The sequence below is a fragment of the Methylobacterium sp. NPDC097929 genome (genome assembly GCF_049543375.1).
Taxonomy (GTDB): Bacteria; Pseudomonadota; Alphaproteobacteria; order Rhizobiales; family Beijerinckiaceae; genus Methylobacterium.
Map to the genome: position 1 here is coordinate 854,074 of NZ_JBMVEP010000001.1, position 14,500 is coordinate 868,573.

The following is a 14,500-nucleotide window of genomic DNA, read 5'->3' on the forward strand; positions in this document are numbered from 1 at the left end:
GCCGGATTCCTTGCGTGCCGATTGACGTTGCGTCCGCCCGTGGCCCCGCCGGCCGCAACAACCGCCCCTCGCCGGGGCGCCCGGGTCTCGCCGAGACCGTCGAGGTCTCGCTCACCTTCGACGACAACCGTCTCGCGAGTCTCGTCTTCGGCCAGTACGACCAGAACGTCGCCCATATCGAGCGGCGGCTCGGCATCACCGGCACCGCGCTCGGAAACCACCTCGTCGTCAAGGGTGCACCCGAGGCCGCGGAGAAGGCCCGCCGGGTGTTCGAGCGGCTCTATGCCCGCGTGCAGAAGGGCGGCACGACCCTGACGCTCGGCGACGTGGACGGGGTGATCCAGGAGGTCACCGTCCAGGGCAACCTGTTTCCCTCCGCCGAGATCGTGGCCGAGCCCGGCCGCGAGCAGTTCGAGCAGATCGCCACGCGCAAGCGCGGGGGCGTGCGCGCCCGCAACGCCGCGCAGAGCGACTACATCAAGCTCCTGCGGGCCAACGAACTCGTCTTCGCCGAAGGCCCCGCCGGCACCGGCAAGACCTGGCTCGCCGTCGGCCACGCCGTCTCGCTGCTCGAACAGGGCCACGCCGAACGGCTGATCCTGTCGCGCCCCGCGGTCGAGGCCGGCGAGCGGCTCGGCTTCCTGCCCGGCGACATGCGCGAGAAGGTCGATCCCTACCTGCGCCCGATCTACGATGCGCTCTACGACTTCATGGAGGCGCGCCACGTCGACCGCGGCCTGCAGACCGGCATCATCGAGATCGCGCCGCTCGCCTTCATGCGCGGGCGCACGCTCACCAACGCCGTGGTCCTGCTGGACGAGGCGCAGAACACCACCTCCATGCAGATGAAGATGTTCCTGACGCGATTGGGCGAGAACTCGCGCATGATCATCACCGGCGATCCGAGCCAGATCGACCTGCCGCCGGGCCAGAAGTCCGGCCTCGTCGAGGCGGTCAACGTGCTCGACGGTGTCGAGGGCATCGGCCGGGTGCGCTTCCGCGACGTGGACGTGGTGCGCCACGACCTCGTGCGCCGCATCGTCACCGCCTACGAGACCGCGGCCCACGGCGAGGCGGACACCGAACGCAACCCGAACCCGCGCCGCCGCCCGCTGGCCTGACACCTCACGCGACCGACATGACCGACAACGAGATCGACATCGCCGTCGAGGATGCGCGCTGGGAACGGGCGGTCCCCGACCTGGAGGCCTTCGCGACCCGGGCGGTCGAGGCCGGACTGGCGATTCTGCCCGATTCGGGCGAGGGTCCGGTCGAGATCAGCGTGCTGCTGGCCGACGACGCCACCGTCCAGGCCCTGAACCGCACGTGGCGGAACAAGGATAAGCCCACCAACGTACTGTCCTTTCCGGCCGCCGAGCAGCCGCTTCAGCCGGGCATGGCACGCCCGCTCGGCGACGTCGTTCTTGCGTATGACACGCTCGTGCGCGAGAGTGCCGAGCAATCGAAGCCCTTCGAGCACCACTTCGCCCACCTCCTCGTTCATGGCACCCTTCACCTTCTCGGACAGGACCATGAGACCGGCGAGGCCGAGGCCGATGCCATGGAAGCTCTCGAAGTCGCCGCGCTGCGCGGCCTGGGCGTTCCGAACCCCTACGACGATTGAAGCGCCCGCGGCCGGTTCGACCGCGAAACGCGCATCACACCCAGAACTTGAACGCGGTCGCGGCGCGATCGATTTCGAGGCACGCCTCCCCCGGCATTTCCGCCACATCCAACTCAGAGACCAATGACCAACGACCGAAGTCGCGGCGCGGCCCTGGCCGCGCCAGCCGCGGACGCCGAACCGCCCCCACGCGAGGCGTGGTACGATCGTCTGCTGAACGTCTTCCACCTGCGACCGCGCGACTCCCTGCGCACCGGCCTCGAGGAGGCCCTGGCCGAGCCCGATACGGGCGAGGACGCCTTCTCCCCCCTCGAGCGGGCCATGCTCAAGAACGTGCTCGGCCTGCACAAGGTGCGGGTCGACGACGTGATGCTGCCCCGCGCCGACATCGTCGCGGTGGGAATCGACACCAGCCTCGGCGACCTGCTCAAGCTGTTCCGCACCGCGGGCCACTCCCGCCTGCCGGTCTACGGCGAGACTCTCGACGACCCCCGCGGCATGGTCCACATCCGCGACTTCGTCGAATACCTCGCCACCAAGGCGGAGGCCGCCCCGCGCCGTCCCGCGCCGCAGCCCGTGCCCGCCTCCGACGCGAGCGGCGAGGCCAAGCCCGTCCCGCGCCCGCGCCGCACGGCGTCCGCCCGCGGCACCCTGCGCGGGCTCGATCTCGGCAAGGTCGATCTCACCGCGACGCTCGCCTCCACCCGCATCCAGCGTCCCGTGCTGTTCGTGCCGCCCTCCATGCCGGCCATCGACCTGCTCGTGCGCATGCAGGCGACACGCACCCACATGGCGCTCGTCATCGACGAGTACGGCGGTACCGACGGGCTGATCTCGATCGAGGACCTGATCGAGATGGTGGTCGGCGACATCGAGGACGAGCACGACGTGGCCGAGGGCCAGCTCGTCAACCGCGTCGAGGGCGAGACCGAGGCCTACGTGGCCGATGCCCGCGCCGGACTGGCGGAGGTGTCGGCGGCGACCGGCGTCGATCTCCTCACCCTCGCGGGCGAACTCGCGGAGGAGATCGACACGATCGGCGGCCTGATCGTCACGCTCGCCGGGCGGGTGCCCTCCCGCGGCGAGCTGATCGCCGGGCCCGGCGACATCGAGTTCGAGGTGCTCGACGCCGATCCCCGGCGCGTCAAGCGGCTCAAGATCCAGCGCACGCCGGCCAAGATCGGCACCGTGGTGCCGCTCGCCCTGCCGCCGCCCCGGCCGGTGCCCCCCTCCGCCGACACGGACACGGCGCAGGCCGCCGAATCCGGTCGCTGAGCGTTCGAGGGATGAACGCGCCCAGCCGCGCCGTCGGCGCCGGACCGCGCCCTGACGCGGCGCGGATCGGCTTTCTCGAAGCGCTCGCCCACCGGATCATCCTGAGCCAGGGCTGGGTGCGATTCGCGATCGCCGTGGCGGCGGGCGCCGTGGGCGCGCTCGCCATGCCGCCCTACGGCCTGTTTCCCGCACTCGTCGTCTCGCTGGCGGTCGCCGTCTGGCTGATCGACGGAGCGGCGATCGGCGGCTCGGGCCGGCGCACGGTGCTCGTCTGCGCCGGGATCGGCTGGGCCTGGGGCTTCGGCTACTTCACCGCCGGCCTGTGGTGGCTCGGCGCGGCCTTCCTCGTGGAGGCGGACCAGTTCGCCTGGGCGATGCCGCTCGGCGTGGTCGGCCTGCCGGCGGTGCTCGCGCTGTTCTTCGCCGCCGGCTTCGCCGCGGCTCGCCTCGTCTGGTCGCGGGGGGCGAGCCGCATCGCGGCGCTCGCCTTCGGCCTCGCCGCCGCCGAATGGCTGCGCGGCCACCTGTTCACGGGCTTTCCCTGGAACACGCTCGGCATGGCGCTGGGCAACAACCTCTGGACCATGCAGGGGGCCTCGCTCGTCGGCCTCTACGGCTTGACCCTGCTCGCCGTGCTGATCGCCGCCGCCCCGGCCACGCTCGCCACCGGCGCGACGCCCCGCGGGCGGTTCGGACCGACCCTGGCGGCGCTGGCGACGCTTGCGGGACTGGCCGCCTTCGGGGCGTGGCGCGTGCCCGCCGCCCCCGATCCGACCGTGGCCGGCGTGCGCCTGCGGCTGATCCAGCCGAACATCCCGCAGGACGAGCGCTTCGGCGCCGGACGGCGCGAGCAGATCGTCGGCACGTATCTCGAACTGAGCGACCGCGCCCTCTCACCGCAGCGCACCGGCATCGCCGACATCACCCACCTGATCTGGCCGGAATCCGCCTTTCCCTTCCTGATCCAGCGCGATCCGGAGGCGCTGGGGCGGATCGGCGCCGCCCTGCCCGAGGGCAAGCAGCTCATCACCGGCGCGGCGCGGGCGCGGGCACTTCCGGACGGCGAGCGGCTGACCCGCGAGAACGCCGTCTTCTACAACTCCATCCTGACGATCGGCGGCGCCGGGCGCCCGGGCGACACCTACGACAAGGTCCATCTCGTGCCCTTCGGCGAGTACCTGCCAGGGCCGCTCGACGCGGTCCTGCGGGCGGTGGGCCTGCGCCAGTTCGTGTCCGTGCCCGGCGGCTTCACCGCCGGCGACCGCGCGGGCCAGCGCATCCTCAACGTTCCTGGCCTGCCGCCGGTCGCCGCCACGATCTGCTACGAGGCGATCTTCCCCGGCGCGATCCTGCCTGGCGAAGGGCATGAGGGCGCCTCCGCCGGACCGGACCGGATTCCGGGCCTGATCCTCAACCTCACCAACGACGCGTGGTTCGGCGACACGCCGGGGCCGCGCCAGCACTTCGCCCAGGCGCGGCTGCGGGCCGTGGAGGAGGGGCTGCCGCTGGTGCGCGACGCCAATTCCGGCATCTCGGCGGTGGTCGACGCCCATGGCCGGATCGTGGCGAGCCTGCCCCTGGGCGTCGAGGGCGTGCTCGATGCGGATCTGCCCGTGCGCCTGCCCGGCCGCACGCTCTACGCCGCCTTCGGCGACGGAGCGTTCGGCCTCGGGCTGATCGCCTGCCTGCTCGTCGCGCTCGCCGCCCGGCGCCGCCGCTCGTAGGGAGGGGCCGGATCGCGCGTCTCCCCGCGTATGCGTCCGTCTTCCGAAGAAGATCCGCGGCACGAGCGCGACATTCACGCAATCTTGGCCGTAGGATCAACCGTCATCGCCCTGCGTTCTGAGAATAAGGGCCCAGTCTGCCGGTGGAAGCCGGCGCCGGCCATTCTCGCGATCCGTAAGGGAATTGACGATGAAGCGCATATTCATGGCCTCGGCCGTCCTCGCGGGCGCGCTGGCCTACCTTCCGGCCACGGCCGACGCCCGCCCGATCGGCGTCGGCGGCTCCGGCGGACTCGGCGGCGGCAACTTCCGTAGCGCGCTCGGCGCCGGCGGCGTGACCGGATTCGGCAATTCGGGCTTCCGCGGCGGCGGCCTGGGTGGGGGCCGCTTCGGTGGCGGCGGCTTTGCCGGACGTCCCGGCTTCGGCGGCGGTGTCGGGATCGGGGGCGGAGGCTTCGCCGGTCGTCCCGGTTTCGGCGGCGGTGTTCGCCCGGGCTTCGGCGGTGGCGTCGCCGGTGTGCGGCCCGGCTTCGGCAATCGCGGCTGGTACGGCGGCAACCGCTGGCGGAACGCGGGCTACTATCGCCGCGGTTACGGCTACGGTCTGGGCGGGGTCGGTCTCGGCCTTGGCCTCGGCGCCGGTCTGGGCCTCGCAGCGGGCGGGCTCTACGGCGGCGGCTACGGCTATCCCGGCTATGGATACGGCTACGACGACGGCTACTACGCGCCGGCGGGCGGCTACGCTCCGGCCGGCTATTACGGCACCGAGACGGTGACGACGGGCGTCGGAGCGGGCGACGACGATGCGGTGGCCGAGTGCGCCCGCCGCTTCAAGACCTACGACCCGCAGTCCCAGACCTACATCGCCAAGCGCGGCGTGCGTCGCTCCTGCCCGTAAGGATCGAAGGGGCAGCGCCGTCCTCGGCGCTTCCCTTCCCTGACGTAAGAAAACCCCGCCCGGCCTGATGGCCGGGCGGGGTTTTTTCATGGTTCGGGGCGCGATGCCTTACTCGGCGGCGACCTTGTGCGCGGCGTTGCTGCCGTCGGTGTAGGTCTCGGCCTGGAGGCGCTGATGCGGGGCGGCACGGCCCGGCAGCGGCGGCAGGGCCTTGGCCTTCTCCAGATCGATCCCGGCGCCCTCGGCGACGCGGCGGCCGTAATCCTCGTCGGCGTGCCAGAAGTGCCAGACCATCCGAAGCTGGATGGGCTCGGGGCACTGCTTCATGTCGGCCACGAGGTTGGCGATCAGATCCTCACGCTCCCAATCCTGGAACGAGCGGTAGCGCACGCCGGCCTGGGTGTAGTCGTCCTCGGTGCGCGAGGTCTGGTAGCGGCCGAGGTTGCCCTGGACCGGCTGGTGATAATCCTTGGCCGGCTTGGGCGCCTCGCGCAGGCCCTCAGCGAGCGTCGAGGGCTCGTAGTTGATGTGGCGGTTCGGGCCGGTGCCGTCGACGCTGTAGGTCATCTGGCCGTCGCGCTGGTTCGAGTAGACCTTCACGCCAGGCTGCGGCGCGTTGATCGGCAGCTGCAGATAATTGGCGCCGACCCGGTAGCGCTGCGTGTCCGAGTAGGACAGCGTCCGGCCCTGGAGCATCTTGTCGTCCGAGAAGTCGATGCCGTCCACGAGCACGCCCGTGCCGAAGGCCGACTGCTCGACTTCCGCGAAGAAGTTGTCCGGCACGCGGTCGAGCACCATGCGGCCGACCGGCAGCAGGGGGAAATCCTCGACGGGCCACAGCTTCGTGTCGTCGAGCGGATCGAACGACAGGTGGTCGTTCGGGCCGTCGGGCATGATCTGCACGCAGAATTCCCACTCGGGGAAATTGCCGGCCTTGATGTTGTCGTAGAGGTCACGCGTGGCGTGGCCGACATCCTTGGCCTGGATCTCGGAGGCCTGGGCCGAGGTCAGGTTGCGCACGCCCTGCTTGGGCTCCCAGTGGAACTTGCAGAGCACCGCCTCGCCCTGGTCGTTGACGAGCTTGTAGGTGTTGACGCCCGAGCCTTCCATCTCGCGATAGTTGGCCGGAATGCCCCACGGCGACTTCAGGTGGGTGACCATGTGGATCGCTTCGGGGTGCTGGGCCACGAAGTCGAAGAAGCGCCACGCCTCCTGGCGGTTCGTCACCGGGTCCGGCTTGAACGCGTGGATCATGTCGGGGAACTTGATCGCGTCGCGGATGAAGAAGACCTTGAGGTTGTTGCCCACGAGGTCCCAGTTGCCCTCGACGGTCTTGAACTTCACCGCGAAGCCGCGCGGGTCGCGCTCGGTCTCAGGGCTCTCCTTGGCGCCGGCCACGGTGGAGAAGCGCACGAACATCGGCGTCTTCACGCCGGTCTCGTTGAGGACGCGGGCGCGGGTGTACTTGGAGGCCGGCTCGTCGCCGATCTTGCCGTAGGCCTCGAACCAGCCGTGGGCGCCGGCGCCGCGGGCATGCACCACGCGCTCCGGAATCCGCTCGCGATCGAAGTGGGTGATCTTCTCGATGAACTGGTAGTTCTCGAGCGTCGCGGGCCCCCGCTCGCCGACCGTGCGCGTGCTCTGGTTGTCGCGGACCGGATGGCCCTGGCGGGTCGTCAGAATCGGGCGATTCTCGCTCATGCGTCACATTCTCCTGGAAATTCGGAAGGTTCGGTGGGGCGGCCCGCCGGGGACCTGAAACCTGGAACCATTCTGGCTCGCAGGTATGACCCAGGCATGACCCATTGGCAAATGCATCGTCGCAAAGACTGTGATAGATGCCGTCTATGAACCTGTCCGGCCTGTCCCTTCGGGATCTCGAATATGTCGTCGCGGTCGCCGATGAAGGGCATTTCGGACGCGCCGCCGAACGCTGCAACGTGAGCCAGCCGACGCTCTCCGTGCAGGTCCGCAAACTGGAGAACGCGCTCGGGCTCGCCTTGTTCGAGCGTTCCAACCGCCGCGTGCTGCTCACGGTTGCGGGACAGGGGATCGTGCGGCAGGCCCGGGTGGTGCTGGGCGAGGCGCAGCGCCTGCTGGCTCTGGCCGTCGAGGGCCGCGGCTCGCCGCTCACCGGACGGCTGGTGCTGGCCGCGATCCAGACGCTCGGCCCCTATTACTTCCCCCTGGTGCTGCGCCTGCTTCGCCAGGAATTCCCACTGCTGACGCTGGCGCTGAGCGAGGCGCGCACGGCGGAAATCCTCGACGGGCTGCGCGACGGGCGCATCGACGCGGCGCTGGTCTCCCTGCCGGTGGCGGCCTCCGGGCTCACGGTCTCGCCGCTCTTCCTGGAGCCGTTCCGGCTGGCCTGCCCGGCCGACCACGCCCTGGCGCGGGGCGGTCCGCTACGGGCCGAGGAGATCGCCGGCCCCGACCTGCTGCTCCTCGACGAGGGCAACTGCCTGCGCGACCAGACCATCGCCGCCTGCGGCACCCTGCGGGCGGCGGGCCGCCACGCCACCAGCCTGGAGACGCTGCGCTCGATGGTGGCGGCGGGCGCCGGCTACACCCTGATCCCGGCGCTCGCCATCCCCTCCGGCCCCGATCCGAGCGGGCTGACGGTGGTGCGGCACTTCGACGGGGAAGGTCCCGGCCGAACCGTTGCTCTGGCTTGGCGCTCCAGCGATCCGCGCGCGGCGGGGCTCGCGCATCTGGCCGCCTTCTTCCGGGCGCACGCCCCGCCGAGCACCATCGCCTGCCAGGATGATCCGAATCCGATCCCGCCTTCGGGCGCCTCGCGTGACAGCCGTTCCGAAGCAGTGTAGCGGCGGGGCCTGATCCCGCCGCCTCCGCCGCTCAGCGCTCCGCCCGCCTTGCCCGACCTCGCCACGCTCGTGCGCTGGACCGCGCTCGTCGCCGTCTCCGGCCTGCTCGGCTGGGCGCTCAGTCATGCCGGCTTTCCCGCCGCCTTCCTGCTGGGGCCGATGCTGGTCGCCATCGTCTTCGGCGTGCGCGGCGCCGGCCTGACCTTCCCGCGCCCGGCCTTCCAGGGCTCGCAGGCCGTGGTCGGCTGCCTCGTCGCCCATTCGGTCACCGGCGAGATCGTCAAGACGCTGCAGGACGACGGATGGGTGATTCTCGCGGTCGTCCTCGTCACGGTGGCGGTGAGCGGGCTGGTCGGGCTGGTGCTGACCCGGCTGCAGGTTCTGCCCGGCACCACCGCCGCCTGGGGCTCCGCTCCGGGCGGGGCGGCGGCCATGGTGGCGATGTCGGAGGAATACGGCTCCGATCCGCGCCTCGTCGCCTTCATGCAATACGTGCGCGTGGCCGCCGTGGTGCTCTCGGCCTCGCTCGCCGCGCGCCTGCTCGCCGACATCAGCGGGCCGGCGACCACTTCGGCGGCGCAGGCTCCGCACACGCTCCCGGCCCTGCTCGCGACGCTCGCGGTGGCGGTGGTCGGCGTCGGTCTCGCGCGGATCGTTCGCCTGCCGGCCGGGGCGCTGGTCGGCCCGATGCTGCTCGGGGCGGGGCTGCACGCCCTCGGCCTCGTCGAGCTCGCCCTGCCGGAGCCGGTTCTGGCGGCGGCCTATGCCGGGATCGGCTGGTATGTCGGCCTGCGCTTCACGCGGCAGACCCTGCGCACCACGCTCCACGCACTGCCCGGCATCCTCGCCGCCACCGCGGCGATCATCCTGATCTGCGCCGCCTGGGCCTGGGGGCTGACCGGCCTTCTGTCGATCGACTACCTGACGGCCTTCCTGGCCACGAGCCCCGGGGGACTCGACTCGGTGGCGATCATCGCCGTGGGCTCGAAGGCGGACGTGTCCTTCGTGCTCGCGGTGCAGACCTTGCGGCTGTTCGTGGTGCTGGTGACCGGGCCGGTGCTCGCGAAATGGATCGCCCGCGCGGCCCCCGGAGGGCAGGGGGCGTGATCGCGCTCTACCACGCCTTCCTGAACTCGTGGCGCGGCCTCGTCTTCGGCGCCCGCACCGAGCGGGCGATCCGGCTCGAACTCCTGCTGCTGATGCTCGGCCTGCCCGCGGCCCTTCTTCTCGGCGGCACGCTGTGGGTGCGCGTCGCGCTGCTCGTCAGCCTGCTGCTCATGCTCGGAGCGGAGTTCCTCAACACCGCCATCGAGAAGCTGTGCGACCACCTGCACCCGGACCGGCATCCCAGGATCGGCATCGTGAAGGATCTGGCCTCCGCCGGAGCCTTCCTGACCCAGGCCATCGCCGCCCTGGTCTGGCTCGCGGCGCTGATCGACCGCTTCTGACCGTAAGGCCGCGGTCAGCGGTCCTCCTGCTCGGTCCAGACGGCCCAGCCGCTTCCAAGCATCGTCGCGGCGATGATGACCCACACGCCGATCCGGCCGACGCAATCGACCAGCCACGCGTGCACGGCCGAGAAACTGAGCGTCACCACGCAGTCCCAGATGCCGAGATAGAGAGCGAGCGCGAACAAGATGACGGCGAGGGGACGCGTCATCGATCCTCCGTTTCCTTCCACAGAGCCCAGGCCCCGGCGAACACCATCGCACCGATCAGCAGCCGCATTCCCGTATGCCCGATGCAATCGACGAGCCACGCATGAACGGCGGAAAGGCTCAGGTCCAGGACCCAGCCCCAAGCCGTGATGATGGTGGCGACCGCGACGACAATAAGGAGTTTCGTCCAAATCGGCATAAGACCCGCGCTATCACGATCATGCGAGCACTCCGATCGGCCGAGGCGACGTTCCGTCACGAATCCTCCGACAAAGCGCAGCATCGCCCGATGCATCCGCCGGATCGACGAGACCGAAGTGGTTCGGCCCGCTCCCCGGCATTTTCTGACTCCCCTCGCGGGCGCCTCCGAACCGTCCGCGCCGACAGGTCGGCTTGAGGCGGTGAGGGGGCGCGCCAAGTGCGAGGCCACCAAGTTCCTTTTTCATCCCAATCGGAACAGCGCATTCACTCACATTAGCGTGAAAAACAAATGGCGATATTCTTCACCGCCGACACGCATTTCGGCGATGCGCCGCTCGTGGAGCGTCGACGGCGCGCCTTCGCCTCGGTCGAGGCGCATGACGAGGCGCTGATCGCGCGCTGGAACGCCCGTGTCGGGGAGGGGGACGCGGTCTGGCATCTCGGCGACTTCGCGGCCCATGCCAGCCGGGAATACTGCGCCGCCGTCTTCGCGCAGCTCAACGGCGCCAAGCGTCTCGTGCGCGGCAACCACGACACCAACCGCGTGCTCGACCTACCCTGGGCCGAGCCGCCGGTGGAGAGCGCCCGGATCGGGGCACAGGACGCCTCGGGGCGACGCTGGCGGCTGTTCCTGTCGCACTACGCACACCGCGCCTGGCCCGGCCTGTGGCGCGAAACCCGTCACCTCTACGGCCACACCCACGCGACCCTGCCCGATACCAGCCGCTCCTGCGACGTCGGCGTGGATGCCTGGGATTTCTCGCCCGTCGGCCTCGCCGAGATCGTGGCGCGGCAGGATGCGGCGGACCGGGCGCCGGAGGAGATGCTTCGGCGCGGAATGCGCTGAGGATCGGCCGTCAGCTCAGGACCAGCGGCATCGCCTCGACATGCGTCTCGCAAAGCCCTCGCTGTTCCAGCGAACGCCCGAGCGCGGCCGTGAGCCCGGTCCCACCGGTGAACACGGCCAGGGCCGCGGGCGCGTCCGGCGCCCGCTCCGGCCGCTCTCCCAGGAGCTGGACGACGCGGCGGGCGATGGCCGGGGCCGGGTCGATCCAAGTGACCGGCCAGGGCGCGAGCCGCTCGAAGCGGGGCAGCAGCAGCGGATAGTGGGTGCAGGAGAGGCAGACCACGTCGGTGCGCTGCTCCTCCGCCTCGACGAAGCAGGGCGCGATCTCGGCCAGGATCGCCGCGTCCGAGACGGGCGCGCCCGCCATCTCCGCCTCGGCGTAGCGGGCGAGGTTCTTCGAACCCACCAGCGTCACCGCGCAATCGGCGGCGTAGCTGCGCACGAGGTCGTGGGTGTAGCTCCGGGCCACGGTGCCGGGCGTCGCGAGCAGCGAGACGAGGCGCGAGCGCGTCAGCGCGGCGGCCGGCTTGATCGGCGGCACCACGCCGACGAAGGGCGTGACGAAGCGCTGGCGCAGGGCCGGCAGCACCACGGTCGAGGCCGTGTTGCAGGCGATCACCACGAGATCGGGCGCGTGGCGGGCGAGCAGGCGCTCCATCACCGCGATCACCCGCGCCACGAGTTGCGGCTCGCTCAGGGCCCCGTAGGGAAAGGCCGCGTCGTCGGCGACGTAGAGATAGGCCGCATCCGGGCGGGCGCGGCGCACCTGCTCCAGCACGGTCAGACCGCCGAGGCCGGAATCGAAGACAAGGATGACCGGCTGTGGGTTGTGGGCCGGCGAGGCCGCGGAAAGGGTTGCCCCTGCCATCAGATCGATCCGCATGACCGTCACCCGGGCTCGCGCAGAATCCCTGGACCGTCATCCTGGGGTCCGCGGGGCGCCGAGTTTCGAAGCGCGACGGTTAAGGACACCTCACTGCGGCGGCAAAAAGGCTGCCGATACGGCGCGAAAACGCGGTCGGCGCGAGGGTGCGGCAAAGGGGTGCGACGAACGGCTTGGCCGTCCCGAGCGTTGTCATAGGACAATCGACTTCTATTTCCCGCGCCCAGCGGAGGAAGAGATTCCAACCATGGCAGCCGGCGCAGCACGTCTCACCTCTCCCGAGAGCCGCGCGGCCTTCCCGCCGCCGCCCCTCGACGCCCGTCCGATCGACCGCGACGCCTGGATCGCGGCCTTCCGCACCGTGCGCGACGAGACCGAGCGGCGCGCCGCCCCGCTCTCGCCGGAGGATCAGCAGATCCAGTCGATGGAGGATGCGAGCCCGACCAAGTGGCACCGGGCGCACACGACGTGGTTCTTCGAGCAGTTCCTGCTCGGCGCGCACCGGCCCGGCTACGCCCTCTACGACGAGCGCCTGCATTACCTGTTCAATTCCTACTACGTGCAGGCCGGGCCGCGTCAGCCGCGCTTCATGCGCGGGATGATCACGCGGCCCACCGCGCAGGAAACCGCCGCCTACCGCGCCCATGTCGACCGCGCCGTGACGGTGTGGCTGCGCGAGGCCTCCGACGAGGCGCTGGCGCAGGCGCTGCCGATCCTGGAGATCGGCCTCTACCACGAGCAGCAGCACCAGGAGCTGATGCTCACCGACATCCTGCACGCCTTCGCGCAGAATCCGCTCGATCCCGTCTACGAGGCGCGCTGGGCGATGCCTGCGGCGCAGGCATCCGCCGGCCGGACTGCCTTCGAAAGAGGCATCACGCAGATCGGCCACGACGGGACGGGTTTCGCCTTCGACAACGAGAGCCCGCGCCACGATGTCCTGATGCTGGGCGGCAGCATCGACCGGGGCCTCGTGACCAACCGCGACTGGCTCGCCTTCATGGCGGATGGCGGCTACGCGCGGGCCGAACTCTGGCTCAACGACGGCTGGGTCTGCGTCCAGCGGGACGCCTGGGAGGCACCGGGCTACTGGCGCCGCGAGGCGGATGGGTGGTCGACGATGTCGCTGGCCGGCCGCCGGGCGGTCGATCCGGCCGCTCCGGTCACCCATGTCAGCTACTACGAGGCGGATGCCTATGCCCGCTGGGCCGGGCGCGACCTGCCGGCGGAGGCCGAGTGGGAGGTCGCCGCCCGCGACGGCCTGATCGACGATGCCTTCGGCCTCGTCTGGCAATGGACCCGCAGCGCCTACGGTCCCTATCCGGGCTACCGGCCCGTGGCCGGGGCGCTCGGCGAGTACAACGGCAAGTTCATGTCGAACCAGTACGTGCTGCGCGGCTCCTCGGTCGCGACCGCGGAGGGGCATGCGAGCGTCGGCTACCGCAACTTCTTCTACCCTCATCAGCGCTGGCAGTTCACTGGCCTGAGGCTCGCCGACGCACAGGGCTGAGCCTGCCCGCCCCCTCCACCCTGTCAGCCCGCGGTCCCGGAGACACGCTTTGACGATCGATCCCCGCCTCTCGGACGCCTCTTCCGCCGAACCGGTCACGGAGGATGGCGTCTTCCTGGCCGATGTCTGGGACGGACTGGCGGCCGAGCCCAAGGTCCTGTCCGCCAAGTACTTCTACGACGCCGCCGGCTCGGCGCTGTTCGAGCGGATCACGGCCCTGCCGGAATATTATCCGACGCGCACCGAGCTGCGCATCCTCGACGAACGGGGCCCGGACATCGCCGCCCTGCTGCCGAAGGGGGCTGCCCTGGTGGAGTTCGGCAGCGGCTCCACCGCCAAGCTGCGGCGCCTGTTGCGGCACCTGCCCGACCTCTCGGCCTACATCCCGGTCGATGTCTCGGGCGCCTTCCTAACGGAGCAGGCCGAGACCCTGCGCGCGGACCTCCCCGACCTCACGGTCGAGCCCGTGGTCGCCGACTTCACCCGCCCCTTCACCCTGCCGGACGGCGTGCGCGACCGGCCGCTGGCGGGCTTCTTTCCCGGCTCGACCATCGGCAATTTCGAGCCCGGCGAGGCGGCGCGCCTGCTCGACGTGTTCGGCCGCATCCTGGGCCCCGGCGCGAGCCTGGTGATCGGCGTCGATCTCGTGAAGGACCGCGCGGTGCTGGAGGCGGCCTACGACGACGCGGCCGGCGTCACCGCCGCCTTCAACCTCAACCTCCTCCGCCGCATCCAGCGCGACCTCGACGCGGATATCGACGTGGAGAGCTTCCGCCACCGGGCCTTCTTCAACGCCGAGGCCTCGCGGATCGAGATGCATCTCGTCAGCCGCCGGGCGCAGACCCTACGCGTGGCCGGCCGCGGCTTCGCCTTCGAGGAGGGCGAATCGATCCACACCGAGAACAGCTACAAGTACACGCTCGACGGCTTCCGGGCGCTCGCCGCCCGCGCCGGCTGGTCCCCGGTCGAGGCCTGGACCGACGGCGATGGCCTGTTCTCGGTCCACGCCCTGCGGCGGGACGGCTGATCGGCGGCCGGCGCCCCGCGGAGGCGTC

At 70.8% G+C, this 14,500-nt stretch carries 15 protein-coding genes; 11 read left to right on the forward strand and 4 right to left on the reverse strand.

The features are described 5' to 3' along the window. Positions 1–14: 14 nt before the first annotated feature. From ACPCJR_RS04130 to ACPCJR_RS04150, 5 genes are all read left to right on the forward strand, one after another. On the forward strand, positions 15–1,121 hold the full coding sequence (locus tag ACPCJR_RS04130; protein ID WP_391510555.1) for a PhoH family protein: 1,107 nt from the start codon (positions 15–17) through the stop codon (positions 1,119–1,121). Between the two features lie 17 nt (positions 1,122–1,138). Further along, positions 1,139–1,624, forward strand: coding sequence for an rRNA maturation RNase YbeY (gene ybeY, locus ACPCJR_RS04135; protein ID WP_391510554.1), 486 nt, complete (start codon positions 1,139–1,141; stop codon positions 1,622–1,624). Between the two features lie 123 nt (positions 1,625–1,747). After that, entirely contained in the window at positions 1,748–2,899 is a 1,152-nt protein-coding gene (locus tag ACPCJR_RS04140) for a hemolysin family protein (RefSeq protein WP_391510553.1), read from the forward strand. 11 nt (positions 2,900–2,910) lie between these two features. Next, positions 2,911–4,623: an apolipoprotein N-acyltransferase gene (lnt, locus tag ACPCJR_RS04145; protein ID WP_391510552.1), complete on the forward strand. Its 1,713-nt coding sequence runs from the start codon at positions 2,911–2,913 to the stop codon at positions 4,621–4,623. A gap of 190 nt (positions 4,624–4,813) precedes the next feature. Next, the gene (locus ACPCJR_RS04150) at positions 4,814–5,521 is read left to right on the forward strand and encodes a BA14K family protein (RefSeq protein WP_391510551.1); all 708 of its coding nucleotides are present in this window, start codon (positions 4,814–4,816) and stop codon (positions 5,519–5,521) included. A 108-nt stretch (positions 5,522–5,629) separates the two neighbouring features. Here ACPCJR_RS04150 and ACPCJR_RS04155 read toward each other — a convergent pair whose 3' ends face one another. Beyond that, positions 5,630–7,222 carry a catalase gene (locus tag ACPCJR_RS04155; protein WP_391510550.1) on the reverse strand — a complete coding sequence of 531 codons (1,593 nt, stop codon included), beginning with the start codon at positions 7,220–7,222 and terminating at the stop codon, positions 5,630–5,632. A 146-nt stretch (positions 7,223–7,368) separates the two neighbouring features. Between ACPCJR_RS04155 and ACPCJR_RS04160 the strand changes: the two genes are divergently transcribed. Genes ACPCJR_RS04160 through ACPCJR_RS04170 form a run of 3 tightly spaced genes read left to right on the forward strand, consistent with a single transcriptional unit; the run spans position 7,369 to position 9,794 of the window. Then, positions 7,369–8,346, forward strand: coding sequence for a LysR substrate-binding domain-containing protein (locus tag ACPCJR_RS04160; protein WP_391511201.1), 978 nt, complete (start codon positions 7,369–7,371; stop codon positions 8,344–8,346). 48 nt (positions 8,347–8,394) lie between these two features. Beyond that, on the forward strand, positions 8,395–9,453 hold the full coding sequence (locus ACPCJR_RS04165; RefSeq protein ID WP_391510549.1) for an AbrB family transcriptional regulator: 1,059 nt from the start codon (positions 8,395–8,397) through the stop codon (positions 9,451–9,453). After that, the gene (locus tag ACPCJR_RS04170; RefSeq protein WP_391510548.1) at positions 9,450–9,794 is read left to right on the forward strand and encodes a diacylglycerol kinase; all 345 of its coding nucleotides are present in this window, start codon (positions 9,450–9,452) and stop codon (positions 9,792–9,794) included. The genes ACPCJR_RS04165 and ACPCJR_RS04170 overlap by 4 nt, the downstream gene beginning before the upstream one ends. Positions 9,795–9,808: 14 nt before the next feature. On the opposite strand, the gene ACPCJR_RS04175 is transcribed toward ACPCJR_RS04170, so the two are convergent. Together ACPCJR_RS04175 and ACPCJR_RS04180 are read right to left on the reverse strand one after the other, a co-directional pair. Further along, complete coding sequence (locus tag ACPCJR_RS04175) at positions 9,809–10,006, reverse strand: hypothetical protein (RefSeq protein ID WP_391510547.1); 198 nt, start codon at positions 10,004–10,006, stop codon at positions 9,809–9,811. Continuing rightward, a complete protein-coding gene (locus tag ACPCJR_RS04180) occupies positions 10,003–10,287 on the reverse strand; it encodes a hypothetical protein (RefSeq protein ID WP_391510546.1) in 285 nt (94 codons plus the stop codon). The genes ACPCJR_RS04175 and ACPCJR_RS04180 overlap by 4 nt, the downstream gene beginning before the upstream one ends. A gap of 207 nt (positions 10,288–10,494) precedes the next feature. On the opposite strand from ACPCJR_RS04180, the gene ACPCJR_RS04185 reads away from it, so the two are divergent. Further along, entirely contained in the window at positions 10,495–11,052 is a 558-nt protein-coding gene (locus tag ACPCJR_RS04185; RefSeq protein WP_391510545.1) for a metallophosphoesterase, read from the forward strand. 10 nt (positions 11,053–11,062) lie between these two features. On the opposite strand, the gene murI is transcribed toward ACPCJR_RS04185, so the two are convergent. Then, positions 11,063–11,935, reverse strand: a complete 873-nt coding sequence (gene murI / locus ACPCJR_RS04190) for a glutamate racemase (protein WP_391510544.1) — start codon at positions 11,933–11,935, stop codon at positions 11,063–11,065. 247 nt (positions 11,936–12,182) lie between these two features. On the opposite strand from murI, the gene egtB reads away from it, so the two are divergent. Both egtB and egtD read left to right on the forward strand, forming a co-directional pair. Beyond that, positions 12,183–13,445 (forward strand): ergothioneine biosynthesis protein EgtB, encoded by a 1,263-nt coding sequence (gene egtB / locus ACPCJR_RS04195; protein ID WP_391510543.1) that lies wholly within the window; start codon positions 12,183–12,185, stop codon positions 13,443–13,445. A gap of 49 nt (positions 13,446–13,494) precedes the next feature. Beyond that, positions 13,495–14,472: an L-histidine N(alpha)-methyltransferase gene (gene egtD, locus ACPCJR_RS04200; protein ID WP_391510542.1), complete on the forward strand. Its 978-nt coding sequence runs from the start codon at positions 13,495–13,497 to the stop codon at positions 14,470–14,472. Positions 14,473–14,500: the final 28 nt, after the last annotated feature.